We start from the raw sequence: 25,065 nt of genomic DNA on the forward strand, positions 1-25,065 counted from the left end.
CCGTCGGCGGCGGACCGGACCGACGTAACATTGCCGGCATGTCAGCTCCCGTCAGCACCGTCAACGACGCGGTTCAGGCCGCCCTGGCCACCGTCAACGACCCGGAGATCCACCGGCCGATCACCGAACTCGGCATGGTCCGCTCCGCCGAGGTCGGCCAGGACGGTGTGGTCCGGGTCGAGCTGCTGCTCACCGTGGCCGGCTGCCCGCTGAAGGACAAGCTGCGTTCGGACATCACCGCCGCGGTGAGCGCGGTGAGCGGGATCACCGGCGTCGAGATCGAGTTCGGCGTGATGAGCACCGAGCAGCGCCAGGCGCTCCAGACCAAGCTGCGTGGCGGGGGCGCGGCCGGCCAGGAGCCTGTCATCCCGTTCGCCCAGCCGGGGTGTCGTACCCGGGTCTACGCGGTGGCCAGCGGCAAGGGTGGGGTGGGCAAGTCCAGCGTGACGGTGAACCTGGCCGCCTCACTGGCTGCCCGGGGCCTCTCCGTCGGCGTGGTCGACGCGGACATCTATGGACACTCCGTGCCACGGATGCTCGGCGCGGAGGGCCTTCCCACCCGGGTCGAAGACATGATCATGCCGCCTGAGGCGCACGGCGTGAAGGTCATCTCGATCGGCATGTTCACCGCCGGCAACGCCGCCGTGGTCTGGCGCGGCCCGATGCTGCACCGCGCGTTGCAGCAGTTCCTCGCCGATGTCTACTGGGGTGACCTCGACGTCCTCCTGCTGGACCTGCCCCCCGGCACCGGCGATGTGGCCATCTCGCTGGCCCAACTGCTGCCGAACGCCGAGATCCTGGTGGTCACCACGCCACAGGCCGCCGCCGCCGAGGTGGCCGAGCGGGCCGGCGCGATAGCCCTGCAGACGCACCAACGGATCGTCGGTGTGATCGAGAACATGTCCTGGCTGGAGCTGCCGGACGGTTCCCGGCTGGAGATCTTCGGTGCCGGCGGCGGTCAGACGGTGGCTGACTCGCTGACGCAGACCATCGGCGCGCAGGTGCCGCTGCTGGGTCAGGTGCCGCTCGACACCCGGGTACGCGAGGCGGGCGACGACGGAAACCCGATCGTGTTGGCCGAGCCGGACTCTGCGGCGTCGAAGGCGCTGGGCCAGGTCGCCGACCGACTGGCGGTCCGCCGCGAGTCGCTGATCGGTAAGCCGCTGGGCCTCAAGCCGGCCGGCCGCTGAGCGTTCCGGGCGTCAGGTGACCTCGTCGTAGCTGGCGGGACGCGGTGCGGGGGCCGGCGCGTCGGTGCGTGCCGGCGCGGACCCGGACCGACGCGGGTCGGCTGCGGTGGCGACATCCTTGATCTCGTTGTGCACGCCGGTGACGTCGGCGCGAAGGTCGTCGTAGACGCCCTGCAAGGGCTTCCGGATCGCCTGCTCGTCCTCCTCGGTGAGCAGGTGCTTGCGGATGAACGCCTTGGGGTGCAGGTCCTCCAGCTGGATGTCGGTGCCGAGTTCCTTGCTCAGATCGGTGGTGGCGGTGCGGGCCATGTTGCGGAGGTTACGCACCATCCGCAGGCCGTCGGTGATCACCACCGGCAGCCGGTCACCGAAGATCAGCAGCGCCAGCAGCAGCAGCGCCCCGACCTCCCACACGTTCAGGTTCTCGAACACCCTCCGACCCTCCTTCCCCCCACTACCGAAGCCAGAGTACGCACGTCGGTGGCTCGGCCAGAAGGGGGCGCGAGGTCACTTCGCGTCCGCGGCGAGGGTCACCGAGGCGTTCTGGCGGGTCGAGCCCCGGCGGTACTCGACCGTCACCACCGAGCCCGGCGCGTACTTGCGGACCAGGGCGATCAGGTCGGTCGGCTCGGTGGTCGGGCGGCCGCCGAGCTTCAGGATCACGTCACCGGCCCGTAGCCCGGCACCGGCGGCCGGTCCGGACGGCTCGACCGTTCCCAGGCGTACGCCGGAGCCGTTTGTGCTCGATCCGGGTCCGCCGACCTGGGCGCCGATCACGGTACGGCGGGCCTTGCCGGTGCCGATGATGTCCTGCGTGATCCGCTTGGCCTGGTTGATCGGAATTGCGAAGGCCAGGCCAATGTTGCCGGCCTCCTGACCGTCGGCGACCAGGGATTTGATCGTGGAGTTGACGCCGATGACCCGTCCCGCCGAGTCGACCAGCGGCCCGCCCGAATTGCCGTGGTTGACCGCGGCGTCGGTCTGGATCGCGGCGTAGTAGCGCGTCGGGCCGCCCGGCTCGCCGGCGTGCATGGTCCGGTCCAGGGCGCTGACGATCCCCGCGGTGACGGTGTTCGCCAGCGACAGCGGGGAACCCACGGCGAGCACCGGGTCGCCCACCGCCAGCGCGTCGGAGTCACCGAACTCGACCGGCCGCAGCCCGTTGCGCGAGACCTTGATCACTGCGATGTCGGACTCCGGGTCCTGGCCCACCACACTCGCGCCGGCCGAACTGCCGTCGTTGAAGATCACCGAGGCCTTTCCGGTACCGCCGGCGACCACGTGGTCGTTCGTGATCACGTATCCGTCGACGCTGACGATGAATCCGGAGCCCTCGCTGGTGCCTCCCACGCCGGCCACCCGGACGGTGACCACGCTGGGCAGGACGCGTGCCGCGACCCCGGCCAGCGACTCCGGCGGGCGCTGCGCGAGCGTGGGCACCGGACCTGGGGCCGCGCCGGGCACCGGCCCGCCGGCACCTGCCCGGATGGCGAAGGCGTAGCCGAGCGCACCGCCGAGCATCCCGGCGAGCAGGGCGATCATCAGAGGTACGAGCAGCAGTTGGCCCAGTGTCGGCCGGTCGGGCGAGTCCGGGTCGGTGACCCTCTCCGGTTCGGTGCCGGCGGCCACTGCGACGGGCAGCACCACCGCCGTCGGGGCGTTCGGGTCCCGCCACGGATCGGCGAGCGCGTCGGACCACCACGGCGACTCGGCACCGTGGCCGCCGTCGCGTGGTGTCGAGGGCACGCCGGCCAGCGGCTGTCCGGGCACCGGTTGTCCCGCCGGTGCCCCGCTCGCGCCGGGCTGGCGCCAGTCCCAGCCGTCGGTCACTCGGTGCCTCCCACTCCGTCCCCCGGTATCCACCATCCGCGATCGGGCGCCGCCAGAGGTGCGATCGACGGGATACCGCTTCCAGGATTGCACGGATGCGCCGCGTCGGGTCAGCGGTTGTCACTGCGGGTGGATGCCCGGCTGCGCTCGGGGCCGGTCGCCTCTAGAGTCACAGTGCCCACCCGCCCCTCGCTCCACGCTCGCCGCCCCGGAGGTCCCCCATCGCCACGGTCGCCGGTTCCGGCAGCTCGACGAACCCGGCCCTGCAGTTCGCGGAGTCGTACGTCACGGAGGATCTGGTGCTGCGTACCGCCCGCAGCATCGCCCACGAGGTCGGCCTCGAAGCGGTCACGCCCGGCGCGGGCGCCGCGTTGCGCCTGCTCGCCGCCGCTGGCAACGCCCGCGGGGTGGTCGAGATCGGCACCGGCACCGGGGTGAGCGGAGTGTGGTTGCTGCGCGGCATGCGCGCAGACGGGGTGCTCACCACCATCGACGTCGAGGTGGAGCATCAGCGGATCGCCCGCCGCATCTTCGCCGAGGCCGGCTTCGTCGCCGGCCGGACGCGCATCATCACCGGCCGGGCCCGCGACGTCCTGCCCCGGCTCGCCGACGGCGCGTACGACCTGGTCTTCGTCGACGCCGAGGCGACCGGCTTCACCGCCTGCGTGGACGCCGCGCTGCGGCTACTGCGACCGGGCGGTGTGCTGGTGCTCAACGGCGCGTTCGCCGGCGGCCGGATCGGTGACCCGGCGGCCCGGGACGCGGAGACGGTGACGGTACGCGAGACGGTGAAGGCTATCCGCGAGTCGGAGCACTGGATCCCGGCGCTGCTGCCGATCGGTCACGGACTGCTGGCCGCGGTGCGCTGCTGACAGCCACCGAGCCCCGGTGCGCTGCCGAGCAACCCGGTCAGGTCAGTGTCGCCAGCCAGCGCAGCAGGCCGCGTACGCCCCAGCCGGTCGCGCCCCGGGCCAGCTCCGCGTCGTCCCGGTCGCTCCAGGACGGCGCGGACATGTCCAAGTGCAGCCAGCGGTCGCACAACTCGCCGGTGAACTCCCGCAGGTAGAGAGCCGCCAGCACGGAGCCGGCGCCCTGCCTCGGAGCGCTGTGCAGGTCGGCCAGGTCGCTGCCGAGGTGCTCCACGTAGTCGGCGGGCAACGGCATCCGCCAGGCGGACTCGCCCGCCGCGTCGATGGCCGCGAGCAGGTCCTTGGCCAACTGGTCGTTGTCGCTGTAGAGGGCGCCGGTGCGGCTGCCCAGCGCGACCGAGTTGGCGCCGGTCAGGGTGGCCAGGTCGATGAGTAGATCGGGCTTGAGTTCCCTGACCGCGTACGCCAGCGCGTCGGCGAGGACCAGGCGGCCCTCGGCGTCGGAGTTCGTCGTCTCGCTGGTCAACCCGCCGTAGTGGCGGACGATGTCGCCGGGCCGGAACGCGCCGCCGCTGACCATGTTCTCGGCCAGTGGCGCGAGCGTGGTGACCCGAACCGGCAGTCGCAGCGCCGCAGCGCCGAGGGTCGCCGCGACAACCGCGGCGGCTCCGGCCATGTCCTTGCGCATCAGCTTCATCGCCGGCACCGGCTTGATCGAGATGCCGCCGGTGTCGAAGGTGATGCCCTTGCCGACCAGCACCACGTGGGTACGGGCGTCGGCCGGATGCCAGTCCAGCTCGACCAGGCGCGGCCCGCTGGCCGATCCGCCGCCGACGGTGAGGATTCCGCCGAAGCCCTCGGCGGCCAACTCTTCCGGCTCGCGTACCCGCAGACCCACGCCGGGCAGGTCGGCGGCGGCCGCGGCGATCTGCGCCGCGAACCACTGCGGGTTCTTGACCGACGAGGGCATGTTGGTGAGGTCACGGGCCAGCCAGGTCATCCGGGCAGTGGTCCGGGCCACCTCGACCGCCCGTTCGTACGTCTCGGGGGCGGTGACCGCCAGGTCGACGCCGGTCAGCTCGGGCGGGTCGGCGTCTTCGCCCAGCCGGAACCGGTAGGAGCCCAACAGCAGCCCTTCGACCAGTGCACGCACCGCCTCCGGGGTCACCCCGACCGGCAGCCCAAGTGTGATATGAGTCTCATCTTTTCCGGCGCGGGCCAGCGCCGCGCCTGCGGCCCGCCAACCGACCTCGTCCGCCTCGCCGACCCCCACCAGCAACAACCGATCCGGCATGCGCCCCGGGCGCAGCTGCACCCGGACCTCGCTGGTCCGGCCGGTGAACCGGGCCAACGGGAGCAACTGGGCCGCTTCGTCGGCGACCTCGTCGGGCAGCGCCACCGAGGTCGCGAGCGGCTCGGCCGGGGCGGCAGCAGTGCCGCCCGACCGCACGGGCAGGGCCAGGGTGTCGAGCCGGTCCGGTTCGGCGGTCAGACGGATGGCGAGCACGCGGAGCCGTACCTCCTGGAAGGGTCGCGAAGCGGGTGCTCCACGAGATCGGGTATCCGGGGCAGCAACCCGGGAGTTGGTACGAAGGCCCTGAGCCACCGGCGGAGCCGGTGGCTCAGGGTGAGGGCATGACTCGGTGGAGACACGCCCTCGACGAACCGTCCGCGGCGGCGAGCGTCGCCGACGAACCGGCCTTGATCAGCCGGCGGCCGCCTTCAGCGCGTCACCCAGAGCGGTCGCCTCGTCGGGAGTCATCTCGACGACGAGCCGGCCACCGCCCTCCAGCGGGACCCGCATGACGATGCCCCGGCCCTCCTTGGTGACTTCCAGCGGACCGTCGCCCGTCCGCGGCTTCATCGCCGCCATGTTGTCTCCCCTCAGACCTACACCAGGGTCGGTGGGTTGCCCCACAGCCACTTCGCCATGACCACCCGCAACTTGCGTGAGGGTGTCGACCAACGATTTTCCCTGATGAACACCGCCGGACCCAAACCGAAGCAGCATTGATGTAACAGCATCTAGCTTATCCTTAGATTGCCTGTCACAATGTGCGGTCATGCAGGCACGGTCGGCACTCTTCGACCTGTACGGCGACCACCTCCGACCCCGGGGTGGCCGCGCACCCGTTGCCGCCCTGGTCAAGCTGCTGGCACCGCTCGGTATCGCCCCGCCCGCCGTGCGGACGGCGGTTTCCCGCATGGTGCGACAGGGCTGGCTCGAACCGGTCAGGTTGACCGCTGGACCGGGATATTCGATCACACCCAAGGCGGCCCGGCGGCTGGACGAGGCCGCCGCCCGGATCTACCGCACCGGCCGGGTCACCTGGGACGGCCGGTTCGACCTGCTGGTGCTGGACGCGCCAACGGCACGCCGGGACCGCCAAAGACTCGCCGGCAACCTGCGTTTCCTCGGCTACGGCACGATGGACGAGCAGACCTGGGTGGCCACCCGCCCCGGCGAGGACGTCGACCTGCTTCTCAACGAGGCCGGCGTGCATTTCGAGCGGTTCACCGCCGCGCACGCCGCCGGCACCCCGGGCGCGATGGGCCTGGTCCGCCGGGCCTGGGACCTGGCCGAGATCGGCCGGGCGTACGAGCAGTTCGTCACCGAGCAGCGGGCACTGCTGACCGGCGTCACCGCCCGCAGCGGCGACGAGGAGGCGTACGCGGCCCGATTCCGGCTGGTGCACGCATGGCGTACCTTCCTCTTCCGGGACCCGCAGCTGCCACCGGCGCTGCTGCCCGAACGCTGGCCCGGCACCACCGCGGCCGGCTTCTTCGACCGGCACGCGACCCGGCTCAGGCCGGCCGCCGACCGGTACGTCGAGCAGTGCCTCGACGGTGGAAACCGGTTAGCCCGACAGAAGGGTCGCCAGACGTGACCGAACCGCTGCTCGTCGACCGCACCGAGGCCGTCGTCACCCTCACCCTGAACCGCCCGACAGCGATGAACGCGCTGGACGTGGCACTCAAGGAGGCGCTCCGCGACACCCTCGCCGAAGTGGAGGCCGACCGGAGCTGCCGGGCAGTGGTGCTCGCCGGAGCCGGCGGGTCCTTCTGCGCCGGCCAGGACCTACGCGAGCACGTGAGCACCCTGGAGTCGAGTGCCGGCAAGCCGCTGGACACCGTCCGGGCGCACTACAACCCGATCGCCGCCCGGCTGGCCAGCCTCCCCAAGCCGGTGGTCGCCGCAGTCCGCGGGATGGCCGCCGGAGCAGGCGCCTCGCTGGCGTTCCTGGCCGACATCCGCCTCGGCGGGCCGTCGACCAGTTTCCTGATGGCGTTCGCGAAAGTCGGGCTCGCCGCCGACACCGGCGCGTCCTGGACGCTGCCCCGGCTGGTCGGCCACGCCAAGGCCGTCGAGTTGCTGATGCTGGCCGAGCCGGTACGCGCCGACGAGGCGTCCCGGCTGGGGCTGCTCACCCGGATGGTGGACGACGACGAGACCGTGCTGCCCGCCGCCCAGGAACTCGCCGCCCGCCTCGCCGCCGGCCCGACCGTGGCGTACGGGGCGATCAAGCGTCAGCTCTCCGTCGCCGACGCGGGCACCCTGGCCGACGCGCTGGCCGCCGAGGCGCAGGCCCAGGCGATCTGCGGCAAGACAGCCGACCACCGGGCGGCCACCCTGTCCTTCGTCAACAAGCAGAAGCCGGTCTTCGAGGGCCGCTGAGCCGCCCTGCCCGGCAACAGCCATTCCGGTGTGGCCCGTATCGGCCCCGCCGGCGGCGGTCAGTCGTCCTCTTCAGGATCCTGGTTCGCCTGGGCGCCGAGCACGAACGCCTGCATGGCCAGCTCGTCGCCGGAAGGCGAGACGAAGGCAGGCAGCTCGCGCGGGCCCAACTCCTGCACGTACGCCCAGAACAGGCGGGCCGCCTCCGCCGGGGTGTCGGCTTCGATCGGCAGATCCAGACTGACCAGCCAGTTGCGGCGCTGCGGCGCCGGGCCGAGCTGGTCGACCAGGTCGCGGAACGTCACCGGGTCGAGCGCGGTGACGGGCCCACCGAGGATCGGTGAGTCGACCGGCACCGGTTCGTCGAAGGCCCGCCGGGTGTAGGCCACCACCAGCGTGTCGGGCACCCGGTCGGACTGCGGGTCGTCCGGATCCTCCGCACGGGCGGCAGCCGGGCCGGCGACCCGGCCCACAGCCACCAGCCGCGGCGGCTCGTCGGCCAGCACCGCCACCTGGTCACCGGGTCGGGGTCGGACCACCTCACCCAGCCCGGTCAACTCCAGCGTGTCGTGATGGACGAGCCGCTCGGCGTCGTACCGTCCGGCGGGCAGCAGCACGGCCCAGGCGCCGGTACCCTCCGCGTGGCTCACCCCGTGCGCCCGGTGCGCGGTGTCGGTCATCATGCCCTCATCCCACCACGCCCGCGCGGTCCGTCACGACGTGGCAGCCCGCGAGATGGTCGTCGACCATCCCGGTCGCCTGCATCAACGCGTAGGCCGTGGTCGGGCCAACGAAACGGAAGCCTCGCTTCTTGAGCGCCTTGGCCATCGTCGTGGACGCTTCGGTGAGCGCCGGCACGGCGGTGACCGAAGCCGGACGGGCCCGCCCGGGCGGTGGCGCGAAGGACCAGAGCAGCGCCGACAACCCTTCGGGCAGCTCCTGGGCCGCCCGGGCGTTGGCGATCGCCGCCTCGATCTTGGCCCGGTTGCGGACAATGCCCGCGTCCACCAGCAGCCGGGTCACCTCTGCCTCGCCGAAGCCCGCGACCGTGTCGATCCGAAAGTCGGCGAAGGCGGCCCGGAACGCCGACCGCTTCCGCAGGATGGTCAACCAGGACAGCCCGGACTGGAACGCCTCCAGCGTCATCCGCTCGTACAGCGCGTTGTCACCGCGCAGTGGGCGACCCCATTCGGTGTCGTGGTACACCGCGTAGTCAGGGGTACTCGCGCCCCACCCGCACCTGGCCAGGCCATCAGCACCGATCACCAGTTCAGTCACATCGATCAGGTTAGGCGAGCCACCGACAGCTCGCCGCGCCGCCCGGTCTCCTGCTCGCTCCTGGTTGCCCGGGGACGATAGGGCGGGCCGAGCGGGTCAGGGCAGGCGGCCCTGCTCGACCTGGCGGGCGAACCTGCGCAGTGCCCGCGTCAGGCTGAACTTCGAGCCGGGCCAGAGCACCGGCCAGGCCACCCGGCCGGCCGGCCCGCCCGGCAGGTGGAACCACTCATGCCAGACCACCTGGCTGCGGCCGCTCGCCAACTGTGTGCAGCGCAGCACACCCGGGCCCCGCAGCAGCGTGCCGCAGTGCACCACACCGATCTCGTACGGCGCGTCGACCCGGACCACCCGCATCTTGTCCCGGATCACCACCGGGCCGAGCGTGGTGACCGCCTCCACCAGGCTGCCCTCGCCGCCGTCCCCCTCGACCACCCGGACCGTGGTGAACGGGATCCAGTCGGACTGCCGCTCCCAGGCCAGTAGGCCGGCGAAAACATGCTCGGCGGGCGCGTTGACGATCACGGTCGCGGTGACCTCACCGGCGCCGGGCTGGGCCGCCTCCCGCAGATCGTCGGAGCGGTCCGAGCCGCTCACGCCGGCTCCGACCGCACCACGGGAGTGCGCGAATCGGCATCCGGCTCCCCGGCACCGGCCGGCGGCTCGCCGGAGCCGGCGTCGCCCGATGCGCCATCGCCCGAGACCTCGGCAGCGGGTGCGGGTGCGGCATCGACGGACACGACGGGGGCCGAGACGGCGTCGGCGTCGCCGCCCACCCCGGCAGGGTGTGCGGTGTCGCCGGTCGGCTCCGCGCCGCCCTCCCCGGCCGGGAGGACCGACCGCCGCGAGGACTGCTCACGGGCCTGCCGCAACTCGTCGGCCTCGGCGGTCCGCCCGCTCCGCAACGCGGTCACCTCCGCCTCCAGCACCCCGATCAGCTCGGTCTTGTAGCCGATGTCGTACGCCGCCCGGCGCATCACCTGGTCGACCTGCGCCATCCGGTACCCACGAAGGGCGGTGTCGAAGCGAACCTCGCCCACGTCGGACTCGCGCAGCGGCCGGTCACCGGGCAGCGGCACCGCCCGCCCGTCCGCCTCGACCGCCACCAGGCCGGGATCCCGACCGGTGACCAGCACCGTAACGCCGAACACCACCGCCGCGACGGTCACCGCCACGACCAGCAGGAGCAGAAACTGACCCATGCACTGATCGTGGCACGCCGACGGGAACGGAGCGACCCCACCCGGCGCGCCGAACCGGACGGACCGTCCCGGCCCGCGACCGGATAGCGTCACCGTGGCGGCGGCGCGATCGGCCGACGAGGTACGGCGGTGAGGGAGGCGGCGTGGCCGGGGAGCTGCGGCTCGGTGGACGTACGTTCGGCATCGACCAGCTGGTGGTGATGGCGATCGTCAACCGCACGCCAGACTCGTTCTTCGACCGCGGCGCGACGTATCGGTCGGACAATGCGCTTCGGGCGGTGGAACGCGCGGTGGACGACGGCGCGGACATCGTCGACATCGGCGGCGTGAAGGCCGGGCCGGGCGCCGACGTTGACGTCACCGAGGAGATCCGGCGCACGGTGGACACCATCGCCGCCGTCCGGGCCGCCTTCCCGGAGGTGGTCATCTCGATCGACACCTGGCGCGCCGAGGTGGCGGTGGAGGCGGTGGCAGCCGGCGCCGACCTGCTCAACGACACCTGGTCGGGTGCGGATCCGGCGCTGGCCAGGGTCGCCGCACGCACCGGTGCCGGGTTGGTCTGCTCGCACGCGGGCGGGGTCAGCCCGCGTACCAGGCCGCACCGGGCGGCCTTCGTCGACGTGGTGGCCGACGTGGTGACGACGGTGACCGGGCTCGCCGAGCGCGCGGTCTCGCTGGGTGTCCGCCCTGACGGGATTCTCATCGATCCAGCACATGACTTCGGCAAGAACACCCGACACTCGTTGGAGATCACCCGGCGGCTCGGCGAACTGACCGCCACCGGCTGGCCGCTGCTGGTCGCGCTGTCGAACAAGGACTTCATCGGTGAGACGCTGGACCTGCCGGTCACGGAGCGGCTGGAGGGAACACTGGCCGCGACGGCGGTCTCCGCCTGGCTGGGCGCCCGGGTCTTCCGGGCCCATCAGGTTCGCCCGACCCGCCGGGTGCTCGACATGGTGGCCGCCGTGCAGGGCCTCCGCGCACCCCGGCTCACCCGACGCGGCCTCGGCTGACCGGGGTTCAGGTCCAGGTCAGGATCTTGCGCCGCCAGGCGTAGAGGAGACCGAGGGCGAGGACCACCACGAAGACCGCCATCTCCACCGCGGTGACCAGACCGAAGCCGGGCCGGTCGAAGACCACCGCCCAGGGGAAGAGGAAAACCGCCTCGACGGCGAAGAGCACGTAGAGGTAGGCGTAGACGTAGTAGCGGATCTGCATCTGCGCCCAGTCGCCGCCGACCGGGTCGATGCCGCACTCGTAGCTGGCGCGCTTGCCGGGCGGGTCGGCCGGACGGGCGGGACTGAGCACCCGGTTGGCCGCGAACGCCACCACGAGGAACCCGATGCCGGCGAGCAGCAGCAGCCCGAGCGTCGCGTACGAGCCCAGGTAGCCGGTCACGATGGATCACCCTACCGGCTCGCCCGCCCAGCACGGCGCCACGAATGTGTTTCACCTGGGACTGGTGTCCCAGAACAACTCCTGCCGTCGGGGCGGATATCTGGTTCCAGCCCCGGAGACCGGCTCGGCACCCTGACCCGTACGGGCCGGGACGTGCGGTGATCTGGATTACGGCGGGCCGGGCGAAACATCACAAGAGCCCGCATAAACTCTCACATTCCGATCCCAGTCGGCGGACCTCTGGGGCTGGCGGCCCCCCATTCCGACGTAGGCTTCTCGGTGAGGACTGGCAGACGGGCCGTACGCTCACGGACGGCCGGTGCAGCGGCACGTCAAGGAGGTCACGTGACCGGGCAAGGCGAGGTCACCATCCAGTTCAGCGGACCGCGCCAGGCGCGGCAGAGCGAGGTGCGGACGTGACCAAGCAGATCCGCCAACTGGAACGGGTGGTCATCCGATTCGCCGGCGACTCCGGCGACGGAATGCAGTTGACCGGTGACCGGTTCACCTCCGAGACGGCACAACTGGGCAACGACATCTCCACGTTGCCCAACTTTCCGGCCGAGATCCGGGCGCCCGCCGGCACCCTGCCGGGAGTGTCGAGCTTCCAGGTCCACTTCGCCGACTACGACATCCTCACTCCTGGTGACGCGCCGAACGTGCTGGTCGCGATGAATCCGGCGGCGCTCAAGGCGAACCTCGCCGACCTGCCCCGCGGTGCCGACATCATCGTCAACACCGACGAGTTCACCAGGCGCAACCTGGCCAAGGTCGGGTATTCGAGCAGCCCGCTGGACGACGACACCCTCGACGGGTACGCCGTGCACCCGGTCGCGCTGACCTCGATGACGATCGGTGCCCTGGCCGAACAGGACGTGTCCAAGAAGGACGCCGAGCGGGCCAAGAACATGTTCGCCCTCGGCCTGCTCAGCTGGATGTACTCGCGGCCGTACTCCTCGACCCTCCGATTCCTGGAGCGCAAGTTCGCCAAGCGACCCGAGCTGGTCGCGGCGAACATCGCCGCCTTCAAGGCCGGCTGGAACTTCGGTGAGACCACCGAGGACTTCGCCGTCCGCTACGAGGTGAAGCCGGCCAAGATGCCGGCCGGCACCTACCGCAACATCACCGGCAACGCCGCCTTGTCGCTCGGCATCGTCGCCGCGGGGGTCCGCTCCGGCCTGCCGGTCTTCCTCGGCGCGTACCCGATCACGCCAGCCTCGGACATCCTGCACGAGCTGAGCAAGCACAAGCGGTTCGGTGTCACCACCATGCAGGCCGAGGACGAGATCGCCGCGATCGGCGCGGCCCTTGGCGCGTCGTACGGCGGCGCGCTGGGCGTGACGACCACCAGCGGCCCGGGTGTGGCGCTCAAGGGCGAGACGATCTCCCTCGCGGTCGCATTGGAGCTGCCGCTGCTGGTCATCGACGTGCAGCGGGCCGGGCCGTCCACCGGCCTGCCGACCAAGACCGAGCAGGCCGACCTCAACATGGCGCTGTTCGGCCGGCACGGCGAGGCTCCGGTGGCGGTGATCGCGCCGAAGTCGCCGTCGGACTGCTTCCACGCCGCCCTGGAGGCGGCGCGAATCGCGCTTACCTACCGCACCCCGGTGATCCTGCTGTCGGACAACTACGTCGCCAACGGCTCCGAACCGTGGCTGCTACCCGAGGTGGGGTCGCTGCCAGATCTGCGCGTCGAGTTCGCCACGGCACCCAACGGCGAGGACGGCACCACCTTCCTGCCGTACCTGCGTGACCCGGAGACCCTGGCGCGGCCGTGGGCCGTCCCGGGCACACCGGGCCTGGAGCACCGGATCGGCGGGCTGGAGAAGGCCGACAAAACCGGCGACATCTCGTACGACCCGGCGAACCACGACTTCATGGTGCGTACCCGGGCCGCCCGGATCGAGGCGATCCCGGTGCCCGACATCGAGGTGGAGGACCCGGACGGCGACGCCCGGGTGCTGGTTCTCGGCTGGGGCTCGACCTACGGCCCGATCGGCGCCGCCTGCCGCGCCCTGCGCCAGCGCGGGCTGTCGATCGCGCAGGCGCACCTGCGGCACCTCGCCCCGATGCCGGCCAACCTGGGTGCGGTGCTGCGCTCCTACGACCGAGTGGTCATCCCCGAGATGAACCTCGGCCAGCTCGCCCACGTGATCCGGGCCCGCTACCTGGTCGACGCGATCGGCTACAACCAGGTTCGCGGCCTGCCGTTCACGGCCGCCGAGTTGGAGACGACGCTGGAAGAGGTCCTGAAGAATGTCTGAGCCCGTCGCCCTCAAGCTCACCATGAAGGACTTCAAGTCCGACCAGGAGGTGCGCTGGTGCCCCGGCTGCGGTGACTACGCGATCCTCGCGGCCGTGCAGCAGTTCATGCCGGAGCTGAACATCCCCCGGGAGAACATCGTCTTCGTGTCGGGCATCGGCTGCTCGTCACGCTTCCCGTACTACATGAACACCTACGGGATGCACTCGATCCACGGTCGGGCGCCGGCGATCGCCACCGGACTGTCGGTCTCCCGCCCCGACCTGTCGGTCTGGGTGGTCACCGGCGACGGTGACGCGCTCTCCATCGGCGGCAACCACCTGATACATGCGCTGCGCCGCAACGTCAACCTCAAGATCCTGCTGTTCAACAACCGGATCTACGGCCTGACCAAGGGCCAGTACAGCCCCACCTCCGAGGTCGGCAAGATCACAAAGTCGACGCCGGTCGGTTCGGCCGACGCGCCGTTCAACCCGCTCTCGCTGGCACTCGGCGCGGAGGCGACCTTCGTGGGCCGGACCATCGACTCCGACCGCAAGCATCTCCAGTCGGTGCTGCGCGCCGCGGCAGAGCACGAGGGGTCAGCCTTCGTGGAGATCTACCAGAACTGCAACATCTTCAACGACGGGGCGTTCGAGCAGCTCAAGGAGCCGGGCATCCGGGACGACCACCTGATCCGGTTGGCGCACGGCCAGCCGATCACGTTCGGCTCCGACGGCCAGTTCTGCGTGGTACACCCGCCGGGCGGCTTCGGCCTGGAGGTACGCGACACTGCGTCCACCCCGGCCGAGGAAATCGTCGTGCACGACGCCACGGTCACCGACCCGGCGTACGCGTTCGCGCTGTCCCGGCTGCCCGGGTTCGACCTGCGCAACACCCCGATCGGAGTCTTCCGGTCGGTGCGTCGGCCGTCGTACGACAGCGTGGTGCAGTCGCAGCTGGCCGAGGCGAAGGCCAACGTCACCGAGACCCCGGAGCAGCAGCTCACCGGCCTGCTGAGCAGCGGCGACACCTGGACGATCGTCGGCTGACCGTACCCTTACCGCCGCTCGGGCGGCGGCGAGGCTCTCACCGTGCCGTGGAACCAGCTCGGCCCTGGCGGGCACCACCGGCGCGAGCGTGAGTTCGGCGGCGATGAAACGCGGCTGGAAGCCGTTCTGCCAGAGCCCGTGCGGCAGCCAGGTCTCGGCGTGGTCCCGGCCCTCCCGCGCGGGGTGCCCGCGCCGTAGCCGCCGCCCAGGACGTGACCACGATGAACTCGCGGTCGCCCCGGTCAGGGCAGCGTGTTCGCCGTGGGACGGTCGTCGCGGACATGCACCAACATGTCCCCGGTCTCGATGACGGCGCCCGCCCGGTCCGCCACGGTGACCACCTTGCCCCGCCGGACCAAAGCGATCACCAGCGTCTCCAGATCACGAGGATTCGTACCCACCTCGTGCCGCTCGGCCGACCGCATGGCCAGCGCCATGCCCTGGCCCGGAGTGAGCAGATCCTCCACCACGTCGATCAGGGGCGGGGCCGAGGTCGACAGGCCCAGCAACCGACCGGCGGTCGCCGAAGAGACGATCACGTGGTGTGCGCCGCTCTGCTTGAGCAACGGCGCGTTCTCCGCCTCCCGAGCCGCCGCGATGATCCGGACCTGGCCGGCCGTCAACTGGCGTACGGTCAGCGCCACCAGCACCGACGCGTCGTCGCTGTCGGTCGCGATGATCACCGCCTTGGCGGTACGAACGTGCGCCTGGTTGAGCACCGAGGATCGGGTCGCCGACCCCTCAATCGCGACGAGCCCGTTCGAGGTGGCCTGGCGCAACGCCGGGCCGTCGCGCTCCACCACCACGATCCGGGACTTGTCCAGCCCGTTCTCCATCAGCGCGGAGATCGCACTCCGCCCCTTGGTTCCGTAGCCGCAGATGATGACATGGTCCTTCACTTTTCTCTCCCACCGGTGCAGGCGACGGCCGGTCCGGTACTGCTCGGTCAAAACCTCGAGGGTGGTGCCGACCAGGATGATCAGGAACAGCACCCGGGCCGGGGTGATGAACAGGACGTTGATCAGCCGAGCCTCCTGGGTGGCCGGCACGATGTCGCCGTACCCGGTGGTCGACAGCGACACCACGGCGTAGTAGAAGCAGTCCAGCAACGTCAGTCCATCGCCGTTGACGTCGCGATAACCGTCCCGCTCGATGAACACGATCGCCACCACGGCGAGCACCAGCCCGAGGGCGGCGGCCAACCGCAGGCTCAACGCGCTCAGCGGGCCTCGCCGCTGCGCGGGAAAATGGATCACCTGGGGCACCGCCCCGCCTCGGTCGCCTGCACGCCCACAACATAGCCCGTGATCGGGAAGCCGGATGTGGCGGTGGCGGCAAAGGAGGGACGGCAGGCAGACCGGTGAACAGGCATGATGGGAAGGTCAGCGCAGGACCGGCGAGAGTGAGACCCGCATGTCGTTGCTGCGACGGGTGATCGGCGCGGTACTGCGCCGGGAACGCCAGCGCCAGAGCCGCACGTTGCGCGAGGTCGCGCGCGCCGCCGGAGTCTCCGTGCCGTACCTCTCCGAGGTCGAACGCGGCCGCAAGGAGGCGTCCTCGGAGGTGCTCGCAGCGATCTGCCGGGCGCTCGACCTCTACCTCTCCGACCTGCTTGAGGAGGTCCGCGACGAGTTGCGGCGGGTCGAACGCCGGCTGCCGGCCGCTCCCAAGGCCGGTCACGTCCCGATCGCCCGGCACGGCGCTCCCGCGGTCGCGACCTCCGCCGGCCGCGGCACCGACGGCTCCACACATCCCGTAGCCCGCCTGAACGGTCTCGGCTTCGGCAGCGAGGTGATCCTGCCCGGCGGGACCGGCATCGCCGGCAACCAGGTCAGCACCAGCTCGCCTGGTCTCGGCCCTGGCGGGAAGCTGGTCGCCGGCAGGTTCCCCGGCGGCGAGCCCGGGATCGCCGCGCCCAGGTTCGGCGGCGGCTCGTCCGGCGGGTTCCGCAGCGGTCTGCGCCACGACGCGCCCGGCAGCATCCTGGACGGTGGCCTGCTCGGTGCCGGCCTGGACGGCAGCATCCGGATCGTCGTGTTCGCCGACCCGCCCGCCGGCATCGAGGCGATAGTCCACAGCCCGGCACACCGCCACCTGCCTGCCGGTTGGCGGGCAGGTGGCTCGCGACGGGCACCTGCACAGGCACGCTCAGCCGTGGCGGCCACCCGACGAGGTCGCACGCTGGCCCGGACACGACGCTGGCTCCGGGCCCTGTCCGCCTCGACCGCCGGCCTGGGTGGCGCCACCGGAGGCTGATCCCTCCGGAGGCTGATCCCTCCGGAGGGTGCGCACCGCCGGCACCTGCCCCACCCGTTCTGCCGTGGGCGGATCTGCCGGGGGCAGAACCACTCGAGCCGGGCCGCCCGGCTGGCGCAGGCTGGAGGAAGCCGGTCCACGGGCGCACGACGTCGCCCCCGGCGGGTGGAGGTTGACGCCATGATCAAGATGTTGGACGACGGCCAGCGCGGCTTCGGTGACCAGGTCTTCGAGCGACTGTTGCGGGAGCGAATCGTCTTCCTCGGCAGCGAGGTCACCGACGAGATCGCCAACCGGATCTCCGCCCAGATCCTGCTGCTCGCCGCCGAGGACTCAGAGCGGGACATCCACCTCTACATCAACTCACCTGGCGGCTCGGTGAGCGCGGGGATGGCGGTCTACGACACGATGCGCTTCGTCCGCAACGATGTGGCGACACTGGCGCTGGGGCTGGCCGGTTCGATGGGTCAGTTCCTGCTCTGCGCGGGCACCGCCGGCAAGCGGTACGCGCTGCCGAACACCCGGATCCTGATGCACCAGCCCTCCGGCGGGATGGGTGGCACCGCCTCCGACATCACCATCCAGGCGGAGAACATGCTGCACGTGAAACGGACCATGCAAGAGTTGATCGCAGAGCACAGCGGGCGCAGCCTGGCCGAAATTCAGCAGGACTGGGACCGCGACCGCTGGTTCACCGCCGAGCAGGCCCGCGACTACGGCCTGATCGATCAGGTCCTCAACAACGCCAGCCAGCTCCCCACCAGCTGAGCACCGGACGACGGCTGACCGGTGGCCCGGGGCAGAAGACCGTCACGGACCACCGGCCGGATCCGAGGGGCGGCCCCCGGTTGGCCGCGCCTGCGGCCTAACCGTCACTTGCCTCCGCCACCGGGGCCACCGCGCCGATTCTGCCGCTGCGAGCGCTCATGATGCGCAAGAGGCACCTCACTCTGCGGCCGACGGACGCCGGGTCGACATCGACTGTCCGGGCGGACGGACGACCGTTCTGCGTGCTCCGCTCCGGACGCCGCTGGGGCTTGGTGATCATGGTCCGGCGAGGGCTTCGGTTGGTGCGAGTCGGCTTGCTTGTATCGCGGGGTAGAGGCCGGCGGCGACGCCGATTAGGAGGGTGGCTGCCAGCCCTCCGGTCATTGACCAGGCCGGCATCACGATGGGCCAGCCTTGACTGGCCGCGTATAACCCGGTGGCGGCGACGCCGAGCAGGGTGCCGCCGGCGCAACCTAGGGTGGAGAGTAGGAGTGACTCGGCCAGGAACTGGCCGCGGATCTGTCCGGGGGTGGCACCGAGTGCTCGACGTAGTCCCACTTCGGCGCGGCGTTCTAGTACCGAGATGACCATGGTGTTGGCGATGCCGACTCCCCCTACCAGGAGCGCTACCGCGCCCAGTCCGAGGAGCAGCCCGTTCAGCGCGTTATCGGTGGCTTGTTGGGCAGCCAGTGCGTCGGAGGGTCGGGATACCGCCACCTCGTTTGGTGCTTGCGGGTTCACGGTGCGCCCGAGCACTGCCCGAACCGCCGTGACCTGAGTCGGCGCGGCGCGGAGATAAAGCCGGGTGGGATGGCCGTCGAAACCAAGGTAAGACTGAGCGGCATCCCACCCCACCAGCGCGGCCGAGTCCAACTCCTCGACCAGGGGTACGGGCGTCAGAATACCGATCACGGCGAACCATTCGCCATCGAGCCATACGCGCGTCCCGACTCCGGGTACGTCCAAACGGCGGGCGGCGGTGGCGCCGAGCACCACCGTTGGATAGGTGGCGGTGGCGGGCGTGAACCAGGAACCGACGTGCATGGTGGCGTCAACGACGGTCAACAGTTCAGCTTGAACGGCGAGCACCTGGATGCTGCCGGTCTGGCCCGCGGGGACCCGGTCATTGCGGTAGATGAACTTTTCAATGGCACCGGTTGCACTGACCGTTTCTACCGGGCCGATCCGGCTGACCGACGCCGTTGACTCCTTGGGCAGGGCTGCCTCTTCGCCCGTGCGGGTTTCGCCTGGGGCTGCGGTCAGCAGGTTGGTGCCGAGCCGGTCGAGGGTTTGGTCCAGTTCGGCTCGGCTGGAGGTGGAGATGCCGACTACCGCCAGCATCGCTCCGATGCCGATGGCGATGCCCAGCGCGGAGAGGAAAACCCGCAGTGGTCGGGCCCGCAATCCTGCCGCGCCCAGCCGGGCCACGTCGGCTGGGCTGAGCCGCGCCGGTCTCGGTTTCACGGTGCCAGGTTTCAACGTCATGGCCCCGCCGGCTTTCCGGGTCACGGGCGCACCGCCAGCGGCGCGCCGGAGTCGCGAGTAATCCGGCCATCGCGCAGCATGATCTGCCGGGGCAGGCTTGCCGCGATGTCCTGGTCATGTGTGATCACCGCGACCGTTGTGCCTTGGGCGTGCAGCTCGTGTAGCAGCGCCAGCACGGCTGCACCGGCGGCCGAGTCGAGGTTGCCGGTCGGTTCGTCGGCGAGTAGCAGCGCCGGCTCGCCGACGACGGCACGTGCGAACGCGACCCGCTGCCGTTCGCCGCCGGACAGCTCATGCGGCCGGTGGTCGAGCCGGTGGTCGAGGCCGACTCGTGCCAGCGCGTTCGTCGCACGTCGCCGCCGTTCCCGCCTGGGTACCCCGGCGTAGAGCAGCCCGTCGGCCACGTTGTCCAGCACGGGTACCCCGGCGGCCAGGTGGAACTGCTGGAATACGAAGCCGATCCGGTGGCTGCGGAGGGCGGACACCTCCCGGTCGGTGAGAGCGAGCACGTCGTGCCCGTCGATGCGTACCGTGCCGGTCGACGGGCGGTCAAGCGTGCCGATCAGGTTCAACAGCGTGGACTTGCCTGATCCGGAGGGGCCGACAATCCCAGCCAGTTCCCCACAGCCGATGGTCAGGTTGACGTTGCGTAGTGCTGTCACTCCGCCTGGATAGGCCCGAGACACCCCGACGAGTTCAATGACATCAGTCACTGCGGCACCCCCACCATCACGCTCTCGGTCAGGCTTTCGCCGCTGACCTCAACCCGCCCGTCGGCGAACATGCCCGCTTCCACCGCCACGATCCGGGTGCCCGTCGGCCCGGTCACCTCCACGCCGTACCCGCCCTCGGCGAGCGCCAACAGCGCCTCCACCGGCACGGTGAGCACGTCCCGGCGCTCCTCCGCGATGTATCGCACGTCGACCGGCGTGGCGCCCAGCGCACCTAACGCCTTCTGATCAGCGATGGCGACAGTGACCTCGACCGTGGCGGCGGCAGTGCCGGGCCGTTCCGGGTTGGCAGGCTGCTGCCCACCGCTGGCCGGGGCGCCGGATGCTGGGGCGCCGACGGCACTGACCTCGCCAGCGACCGAACCGCCGGTGGGCAACGTCACGGTGACCTTGGTGCCCTTCGCCGCCCAACCAGCCTCACCTGCGCCGGCGGACACCGTCACCATCCGGGTGCTGCCGGTGTACGTCAACACGTCCCCGGTCGCACTCGCGCCAAGGCGTACCAGGTGCTGTGCGATGCGTATCGCCTTCGGCGCGTAGATCACCCGGCCTCGCTCGACCGTACCGGTCTCCGGCAGTTCCAGGTCCTTCTGCCAGCGCTTCACCGCTTCGATGGTGGCCGCAGAAAACTTCTCGTCCACCGTGAACCCGCCATAGCCGAGGGCGGCGAGGTTACGTTCGAACTGTCGCACGTCTGAGCCTTCTGTGCCCTCGGTCAGCGGCCGGTACATCGGCAGGAACCCATACAGCAGCACCACCGGCCGCTCATCAGCGCGCAGCAGCACCCCGCCGCGCCGCACCGTGGCCCCAACCTGAGGTAGCCAGGTCACCGTGCCCGTGGCAGTCGAGGCAAGCGGTATGGCTGGGCCGTAGCCAAGTTCGCCGGCCAGCGTCACGGTCTTGACCAGCGTCTGCCGAGTGACCTGCGCGGTGGCGGCCGGCCCCGTACGCGCCGACAGCGGTTCATCCCTACCGCGTCCGCCGAGGCCAAGGGTGGCCGCGCCGGCCACCGCGAGGGTGACCACCGCGGCAACGCCGCCCAGCGCGGCCCGCAGCCGCCGTCGCCGCCTCCAGCCCAATTGGGTAGCGGCCGGCTCGGCCGGGGATACTTGCTGGCTCATCCCGGGTAGGTCGCATTCGGGTTCGGGGTGGTCTTCGGCCGCCCATCCAACACCGGCTCACAAATCTGCAACGCGCGAATATTCGCCGTCTGCTCCTGCGGAGTAAGCTCCCGAGTACCCCACCCAGGCCATTCGCCATCGGGTCCCGGGTCAGGCCAGTCCGGCATCCCGTTCGCGCGCATGCACTTGGCGTACTCACGCCGGTGCGCGACCTGCTCCGCCGTCGCCGGGGGCACCTTCTCCTCCAACTCCTCAGGGACAGGCAGGAGGAAGTCCATGCACTTCGTCAGAGCCGCTTTCCACTTCGGATCAGTTTTGGACACACCAAGTACACCTAAGTCGATGTCGACAGATCCTTTAGCGTCCGGGTCCGGCAGGTCAAAGCCCTCCTTTCGCAGGCATTTGACCCACTGGCGCCGCCCTTCGACATACTGGGCCACCACTCCAATGACCGCGCTAGGCGACCCTGTCGGCTGGGCGCTGGAACCGCCGGCCGTGGCCACCGGCGGCGCCTCCGCAGCGCCGCCGCAAGCGCTGAGCGCGAGTGCAACCATGACAGCGGCCCCTGCCCCGGCGTGGTGCCGATAACGGCGTGGAAAATCTAAACGATTCACGGTTTGGTTTCTCCTGACTTACTTCCAGACTTAACACCCGCTATAACCGTGCAGGCGTCCAACGACTTGAACCGCGAGGAGACGTGATGTGTTACGAACTGCGTGCTACCGGCAACCAACGCCAGCCATCGGCCGACCCGTACAGCATTCCGTCGGTGTAACTGTGGGTGTAGAACCAGCCATCCGGCGTGCGGCGGATGGGTTTGACGGTGGGCGGAAGGCCATCCAGTTCGACTGGCTGGTACACACCATCCGGCCGGGCCGCCCACCAGCGGTAACCATCGATACCCTGGCCGGGCTGGGCCACGACCTCAGACAGCACATGCGTTCCATCAGACGTGACGAACGACGGCGTGCCGCCGGCAAGGCGGTCAGCCGGCAGTTCATCCGCACCAGAAACGGGCTGCCAGCCATCACCGCCCTGGCCGCCGCTCTCCACATAGCGGTAGACCGCGAGGCGACCCGCGCCATCGATCACTGCATACACGGCCGGCCCGTCACCCACCGCCAGGTGCGGCGCCGGACAACCCCCCCGTTGGCAGGCCGGCGCATCGGCGAAAACTTCACTGGCCCAGCTACGCCCAGCATCCCGGCTCACCGCGACTGCCGGACGGCCAGTCGCCGGGTCGACACCCGACGCCCACAGTCGCCCGGCAGTTTGCGCGATTGACGAATCCTCATCGAGGGCGAACGGGGGTTGGCTCGTCAACGGCGCGAGCCGATGTGGCGCCGCATCAAGTGCGTGCACCGTGCACGTCTCAGCCACCTTGTCGGACTCCGGCCAGCACACGGCAGTGCCTCCCGCCGGCACCCCCGCGACGGCAGAAGCCCGAACCAGCTTGCGCCAAATCCGCCCGCCGTCCGTGCTGACCTGCAGCGTCCGCGCCCCCACACCGGGCGTGTCGGGCAGGATGGCCGCCAGCAAACGGCCAGGTCCAAGGACCCTGAAGCTGACGGCGTTGATCGGCCCGCCCCGGTCACTCCACGTACGCCCGCCATCGTCGGAACCAACCATTTGCACGATCGTCTTGGCGCATGGCTCCTTGGAACAGCTGAGATGCGTCGACATCGTCACATAAAGGTGATGTGCGTCGGCCGCGCTGGCCCACTGAATCAGCTCCCCGCGGTGTGGCAGAACGCCAAGCAACGACTGCTCTTGATCAACACCCGTCTCGCCACTGACGGACCGCTCCTGCCTCATCATCGAAGCAACACCCGTACCGGCGGTCATGACGAGGGCCACAACGGCCGCGCAGTTGGCGACGGCCCGCCGACGGCGACGCCGGCGTCCGGCCGCGTACAGCTCATCCGCGACCAGCCGACTCGGCGGCGGCGCTGAATTCGCCGTTTCCTCTAAGAGTTCACGCAGCTCTGTCATGCCTTTCCCTCCGTAGCGCAGGCCAGTGCGGGGACAGGAAGTGCGTCACCCAGAACCTTGCGTAGCGTGGCGAGACCCTTCGATGTCTGACTCTTCACGGTGCCCTCCGAGCAGCCCAACGCGACGGCCGTCTCGGCCACGTCAAGCCCTTGATAGAACCGGCAGATCAGGGTCACTCGCTGGCGAGGTGGCACCTGACGCAACGCCTGAGCAAAGACCACCCGACGGGCCACCGACTCAGCGTCATCATTCCCGCCGACCAGATCAGGCATCTCCGCCACAACGCGCTCGCGGCGCCGCCACACCCGCCGCGTCTCAGACAAGTACGTCCGGACCAAACAGGTCCGCACGAACGCGTCCAACGCCTGCTGATCCCGGACCCGATGCCAGGCCGAGGCAACCCGGATAAACGCCGCCTGAGTCAAATCATCCGCCCAGTGCCAGTCCCCGCACATCAGGTACGCAGAATGCCGCACCACCTCGCGCCGCGCAGCGAAGTACTCACTGAACTGCCGCCGATCCTCGTCTTCGCCTCGCATCCGACTCCTCTCACCGTTAAGTGCACCGGCGGGATGAGATCGGTTGCTCGGACCGCCCAAGATTTTTCGGCTGATAGAGCCAGCCAAGCCTTTGATCCTTACAGCGGTGGTCCGGCATTCCGCTTCCCGCGCACGTACGGCCATGGGTTACGTAGCCACGCAGCCGTTGACTCGGCACCGCACGCGGCCCGACCGCGCTGCAGCTCACCCTGTGCAGCTGCCGGGTCCGACAAGCTCGCCGCCGCCGGCGACGGCTGGGTTGAACGACGTGACGCCCCATCCACCGATCTGGACCGCTGGTGGCAGTCGTTCCTACGCCGCTTCGACCTCGAACACACGTTCCGGCTGTTCAAACAGACCCTCGGCTGGACCCCACGGCCCCGGCGTTGTTCCTTTGCGTCCGCTTTAACCATGATTTGTTAGATGCCGTGGACGGCGAAGGTGTCGACGCGGTCGTGCAGGTCGCGGCGGGCGTGGGCGATGTTCGCGCGGCCGGCGAGGCGGAACGTGTTGACAGCCAGGTTGCGGAAGGTGGCGAGGGCTCGCGGGGTGGTACCGGTCCTGAGCTGGGAATCGTCTTCTCGGAAGGTCACATCACGGGTCCAGTGCAGACGGTTTTCCACCGTCCAATGCCCTCGGGTGTAGTGGTTGAGGTGGTCCGGGCGGGCGTGGTCGGCGTCCAGGCTGACGATGCCGTGGATGATTTCTTTGCGTGTGCGGACACCGTCGAGGCCGCCGGTGTCGCGGCGTAGCCGGAAGACTTGCCGGGCGCCGGGGAACAGGCTGTCATCGGCGGGGGCGACCCGTAGGGTTCGGCGTTCGGTACGCCCGTGTCCGCGGTCGTCGTCGATGCTCATCTGGTCGGCGAACTCGGTGTCGCTACCGGATAACAGCGTCTGGGCGGCCTGGTAGGCGAGCGGCTGATTCCCCTTCAAGATCAGAAGATAGTGGGCGTGCAGCTGGTCGGTGATCAGGCGGGCGGTCTTCTTCGTCGTGTGCAGCGCGTCGAGGGTCAGCACCATCCCGGCCACGTCCAGCGGTGCCAGCAGGTCGGCGACCACCGCGTTCTCGCCGCGTTTGTCGGGGACCTGGCGTTGGCCCAGGATCACCCCGCTGTGATGGGTGATCGCGGCGACGAGGAATACCTGCCCGGTCGGGGTGCGGGTGCCGTGCAACAGTTTCCCGTCGACCGCTGCCGTGGGGAGCAGTCCGTCCGGCCGTGGGTGGGTCACCGCCCGCTGCGCGGTGCGGCGTTGCTCGCGTTCGAGGGGTCCTTCGGTCGCGGCGATGACCGGCGCGCTCGCGTCGCCTCGCACGACGTCCGTAGCGTAACCGCAGGTCGCCGTGTCGAGGGCGTCGCCGTCCAGGCAGGCGAGGACCCGACGGAAGGTGCGTTCGCTGGGCACCGTGTACCGGCCGGACAACGGGTTGAACCGAGC

Annotated in this window: 26 protein-coding genes; 9 read left to right on the plus strand and 17 right to left on the minus strand. The window is 70.3% G+C overall.

Annotation, left to right across the window (positions count from 1 at the left end; genetic code table 11):
• Window positions 1–38: 38 nt before the first annotated feature.
• Window positions 39–1,190, plus strand: a complete 1,152-nt coding sequence (locus ACFHWY_RS20235) for an Mrp/NBP35 family ATP-binding protein (RefSeq protein WP_416581782.1) — start codon at window positions 39–41, stop codon at window positions 1,188–1,190.
• A 12-nt stretch (window positions 1,191–1,202) separates the two neighbouring features.
• Here ACFHWY_RS20235 and ACFHWY_RS20240 read toward each other — a convergent pair whose 3' ends face one another.
• A complete protein-coding gene (locus ACFHWY_RS20240; RefSeq protein WP_416581783.1) occupies window positions 1,203–1,622 on the minus strand; it encodes a preprotein translocase subunit TatB in 420 nt (139 codons plus the stop codon).
• 75 nt (window positions 1,623–1,697) lie between these two features.
• Entirely contained in the window at window positions 1,698–2,945 is a 1,248-nt protein-coding gene (locus ACFHWY_RS20245) for a S1C family serine protease (protein ID WP_416581810.1), read from the minus strand.
• A 338-nt stretch (window positions 2,946–3,283) separates the two neighbouring features.
• Here ACFHWY_RS20245 and ACFHWY_RS20250 point away from each other — a divergent pair, with 338 nt between their 5' ends.
• Entirely contained in the window at window positions 3,284–3,892 is a 609-nt protein-coding gene (locus tag ACFHWY_RS20250; protein ID WP_416581811.1) for an O-methyltransferase, read from the plus strand.
• Between the two features lie 37 nt (window positions 3,893–3,929).
• Here ACFHWY_RS20250 and ACFHWY_RS20255 read toward each other — a convergent pair whose 3' ends face one another.
• On the minus strand, window positions 3,930–5,396 hold the full coding sequence (locus tag ACFHWY_RS20255) for a leucyl aminopeptidase family protein (RefSeq protein ID WP_416581784.1): 1,467 nt from the start codon (window positions 5,394–5,396) through the stop codon (window positions 3,930–3,932).
• A 198-nt stretch (window positions 5,397–5,594) separates the two neighbouring features.
• Window positions 5,595–5,762 carry a DUF3117 domain-containing protein gene (locus ACFHWY_RS20260; RefSeq protein WP_013283866.1) on the minus strand — a complete coding sequence of 56 codons (168 nt, stop codon included), beginning with the start codon at window positions 5,760–5,762 and terminating at the stop codon, window positions 5,595–5,597.
• Window positions 5,763–5,952: 190 nt separating this feature from the next.
• On the opposite strand from ACFHWY_RS20260, the gene ACFHWY_RS20265 reads away from it, so the two are divergent.
• Window positions 5,953–6,777, plus strand: coding sequence for a PaaX family transcriptional regulator C-terminal domain-containing protein (locus ACFHWY_RS20265; RefSeq protein WP_416581785.1), 825 nt, complete (start codon window positions 5,953–5,955; stop codon window positions 6,775–6,777).
• Window positions 6,774–7,565 (plus strand): enoyl-CoA hydratase-related protein, encoded by a 792-nt coding sequence (locus tag ACFHWY_RS20270; protein ID WP_416581786.1) that lies wholly within the window; start codon window positions 6,774–6,776, stop codon window positions 7,563–7,565. Before ACFHWY_RS20265 ends, ACFHWY_RS20270 begins: the two co-directional genes overlap by 4 nt.
• A gap of 59 nt (window positions 7,566–7,624) precedes the next feature.
• Here ACFHWY_RS20270 and ACFHWY_RS20275 read toward each other — a convergent pair whose 3' ends face one another.
• The 4 genes from ACFHWY_RS20275 to ACFHWY_RS20290 form a co-directional block, all read right to left on the minus strand.
• Window positions 7,625–8,248 (minus strand): hypothetical protein, encoded by a 624-nt coding sequence (locus ACFHWY_RS20275; RefSeq protein WP_416581787.1) that lies wholly within the window; start codon window positions 8,246–8,248, stop codon window positions 7,625–7,627.
• Window positions 8,249–8,252: 4 nt separating this feature from the next.
• Window positions 8,253–8,843: a DNA-3-methyladenine glycosylase I gene (locus ACFHWY_RS20280; protein ID WP_416581788.1), complete on the minus strand. Its 591-nt coding sequence runs from the start codon at window positions 8,841–8,843 to the stop codon at window positions 8,253–8,255.
• A 96-nt stretch (window positions 8,844–8,939) separates the two neighbouring features.
• Entirely contained in the window at window positions 8,940–9,437 is a 498-nt protein-coding gene (locus tag ACFHWY_RS20285) for an SRPBCC family protein (RefSeq protein WP_416581789.1), read from the minus strand.
• Complete coding sequence (locus ACFHWY_RS20290) at window positions 9,434–10,042, minus strand: DivIVA domain-containing protein (RefSeq protein ID WP_416581790.1); 609 nt, start codon at window positions 10,040–10,042, stop codon at window positions 9,434–9,436. Before ACFHWY_RS20290 ends, ACFHWY_RS20285 begins: the two co-directional genes overlap by 4 nt.
• Before the next feature lie 143 nt (window positions 10,043–10,185).
• Between ACFHWY_RS20290 and folP the strand changes: the two genes are divergently transcribed.
• The gene (gene folP / locus ACFHWY_RS20295; protein ID WP_416581791.1) at window positions 10,186–11,055 is read left to right on the plus strand and encodes a dihydropteroate synthase; all 870 of its coding nucleotides are present in this window, start codon (window positions 10,186–10,188) and stop codon (window positions 11,053–11,055) included.
• A gap of 7 nt (window positions 11,056–11,062) precedes the next feature.
• Here the strand turns inward: folP and ndhC are convergent, their stop codons facing one another.
• Window positions 11,063–11,440, minus strand: coding sequence for an NADH-quinone oxidoreductase subunit A (gene ndhC / locus ACFHWY_RS20300; RefSeq protein WP_416581792.1), 378 nt, complete (start codon window positions 11,438–11,440; stop codon window positions 11,063–11,065).
• Between the two features lie 416 nt (window positions 11,441–11,856).
• Here ndhC and ACFHWY_RS20305 point away from each other — a divergent pair, with 416 nt between their 5' ends.
• Both ACFHWY_RS20305 and ACFHWY_RS20310 read left to right on the plus strand, forming a co-directional pair.
• On the plus strand, window positions 11,857–13,704 hold the full coding sequence (locus ACFHWY_RS20305) for a 2-oxoacid:acceptor oxidoreductase subunit alpha (RefSeq protein ID WP_416581793.1): 1,848 nt from the start codon (window positions 11,857–11,859) through the stop codon (window positions 13,702–13,704).
• Entirely contained in the window at window positions 13,697–14,734 is a 1,038-nt protein-coding gene (locus ACFHWY_RS20310) for a 2-oxoacid:ferredoxin oxidoreductase subunit beta (protein WP_416581794.1), read from the plus strand. Before ACFHWY_RS20305 ends, ACFHWY_RS20310 begins: the two co-directional genes overlap by 8 nt.
• A 242-nt stretch (window positions 14,735–14,976) precedes the next feature.
• Here the strand turns inward: ACFHWY_RS20310 and ACFHWY_RS20315 are convergent, their stop codons facing one another.
• Window positions 14,977–15,990: a potassium channel family protein gene (locus ACFHWY_RS20315; protein ID WP_416581812.1), complete on the minus strand. Its 1,014-nt coding sequence runs from the start codon at window positions 15,988–15,990 to the stop codon at window positions 14,977–14,979.
• 157 nt (window positions 15,991–16,147) lie between these two features.
• Here ACFHWY_RS20315 and ACFHWY_RS20320 point away from each other — a divergent pair, with 157 nt between their 5' ends.
• Together ACFHWY_RS20320 and ACFHWY_RS20325 are read left to right on the plus strand one after the other, a co-directional pair.
• The gene (locus tag ACFHWY_RS20320; protein ID WP_416581795.1) at window positions 16,148–16,990 is read left to right on the plus strand and encodes a helix-turn-helix domain-containing protein; all 843 of its coding nucleotides are present in this window, start codon (window positions 16,148–16,150) and stop codon (window positions 16,988–16,990) included.
• Between the two features lie 180 nt (window positions 16,991–17,170).
• Window positions 17,171–17,758, plus strand: a complete 588-nt coding sequence (locus tag ACFHWY_RS20325; protein WP_416581796.1) for a ClpP family protease — start codon at window positions 17,171–17,173, stop codon at window positions 17,756–17,758.
• A gap of 276 nt (window positions 17,759–18,034) precedes the next feature.
• On the opposite strand, the gene ACFHWY_RS20330 is transcribed toward ACFHWY_RS20325, so the two are convergent.
• The 7 genes from ACFHWY_RS20330 to ACFHWY_RS20360 form a co-directional block, all read right to left on the minus strand.
• Window positions 18,035–19,243 (minus strand): ABC transporter permease, encoded by a 1,209-nt coding sequence (locus ACFHWY_RS20330; protein WP_416581813.1) that lies wholly within the window; start codon window positions 19,241–19,243, stop codon window positions 18,035–18,037.
• Between the two features lie 20 nt (window positions 19,244–19,263).
• Window positions 19,264–19,956 (minus strand): ABC transporter ATP-binding protein, encoded by a 693-nt coding sequence (locus ACFHWY_RS20335; protein ID WP_416581797.1) that lies wholly within the window; start codon window positions 19,954–19,956, stop codon window positions 19,264–19,266.
• The gene (locus tag ACFHWY_RS20340) at window positions 19,953–21,095 is read right to left on the minus strand and encodes a peptidoglycan-binding domain-containing protein (protein WP_416581798.1); all 1,143 of its coding nucleotides are present in this window, start codon (window positions 21,093–21,095) and stop codon (window positions 19,953–19,955) included. The genes ACFHWY_RS20335 and ACFHWY_RS20340 overlap by 4 nt, the downstream gene beginning before the upstream one ends.
• A complete protein-coding gene (locus tag ACFHWY_RS20345) occupies window positions 21,092–21,649 on the minus strand; it encodes a hypothetical protein (RefSeq protein ID WP_416581799.1) in 558 nt (185 codons plus the stop codon). The genes ACFHWY_RS20340 and ACFHWY_RS20345 overlap by 4 nt, the downstream gene beginning before the upstream one ends.
• Before the next feature lie 151 nt (window positions 21,650–21,800).
• The gene (locus ACFHWY_RS20350) at window positions 21,801–23,087 is read right to left on the minus strand and encodes a sialidase family protein (RefSeq protein WP_416581800.1); all 1,287 of its coding nucleotides are present in this window, start codon (window positions 23,085–23,087) and stop codon (window positions 21,801–21,803) included.
• Window positions 23,084–23,626 (minus strand): SigE family RNA polymerase sigma factor, encoded by a 543-nt coding sequence (locus ACFHWY_RS20355; protein ID WP_416581801.1) that lies wholly within the window; start codon window positions 23,624–23,626, stop codon window positions 23,084–23,086. Before ACFHWY_RS20355 ends, ACFHWY_RS20350 begins: the two co-directional genes overlap by 4 nt.
• Window positions 23,627–24,045: 419 nt before the next feature.
• The coding region (locus ACFHWY_RS20360) for an ISAs1 family transposase (protein WP_416581802.1) at window positions 24,046–25,065 on the minus strand (1,020 nt) is incomplete at its 5' end.

The organism is Micromonospora sp. LOL_024 (assembly GCF_048060415.1).
Taxonomy (GTDB): domain Bacteria; phylum Actinomycetota; class Actinomycetes; order Mycobacteriales; family Micromonosporaceae; genus Micromonospora.

What these genes read in the sequence shown, in the direction of transcription:
- ACFHWY_RS20235 (WP_416581782.1), top strand. Translation starts at nt 39, where the DNA reads ATGTCAGCTCCCGTCAGCACCGTCAACGACGCGGTTCAGGCCGCCCTG.
- ACFHWY_RS20260 (WP_013283866.1), bottom strand. Translation starts at nt 5,762, where the DNA reads ATGGCGGCGATGAAGCCGCGGACGGGCGACGGTCCGCTGGAAGTCACC.
- ACFHWY_RS20265 (WP_416581785.1), top strand. Translation starts at nt 5,953, where the DNA reads ATGCAGGCACGGTCGGCACTCTTCGACCTGTACGGCGACCACCTCCGA.
- ACFHWY_RS20275 (WP_416581787.1), bottom strand. Translation starts at nt 8,248, where the DNA reads ATGATGACCGACACCGCGCACCGGGCGCACGGGGTGAGCCACGCGGAG.
- ACFHWY_RS20290 (WP_416581790.1), bottom strand. Translation starts at nt 10,042, where the DNA reads ATGGGTCAGTTTCTGCTCCTGCTGGTCGTGGCGGTGACCGTCGCGGCG.
- ACFHWY_RS20310 (WP_416581794.1), top strand. Translation starts at nt 13,697, where the DNA reads ATGTCTGAGCCCGTCGCCCTCAAGCTCACCATGAAGGACTTCAAGTCC.
- ACFHWY_RS20320 (WP_416581795.1), top strand. Translation starts at nt 16,148, where the DNA reads ATGTCGTTGCTGCGACGGGTGATCGGCGCGGTACTGCGCCGGGAACGC.
- ACFHWY_RS20325 (WP_416581796.1), top strand. Translation starts at nt 17,171, where the DNA reads ATGATCAAGATGTTGGACGACGGCCAGCGCGGCTTCGGTGACCAGGTC.
- ACFHWY_RS20330 (WP_416581813.1), bottom strand. Translation starts at nt 19,243, where the DNA reads ATGACGTTGAAACCTGGCACCGTGAAACCGAGACCGGCGCGGCTCAGC.
- ACFHWY_RS20340 (WP_416581798.1), bottom strand. Translation starts at nt 21,095, where the DNA reads ATGAGCCAGCAAGTATCCCCGGCCGAGCCGGCCGCTACCCAATTGGGC.
- ACFHWY_RS20345 (WP_416581799.1), bottom strand. Translation starts at nt 21,649, where the DNA reads ATGGTTGCACTCGCGCTCAGCGCTTGCGGCGGCGCTGCGGAGGCGCCG.
- ACFHWY_RS20350 (WP_416581800.1), bottom strand. Translation starts at nt 23,087, where the DNA reads ATGACAGAGCTGCGTGAACTCTTAGAGGAAACGGCGAATTCAGCGCCG.
- ACFHWY_RS20355 (WP_416581801.1), bottom strand. Translation starts at nt 23,626, where the DNA reads ATGCGAGGCGAAGACGAGGATCGGCGGCAGTTCAGTGAGTACTTCGCT.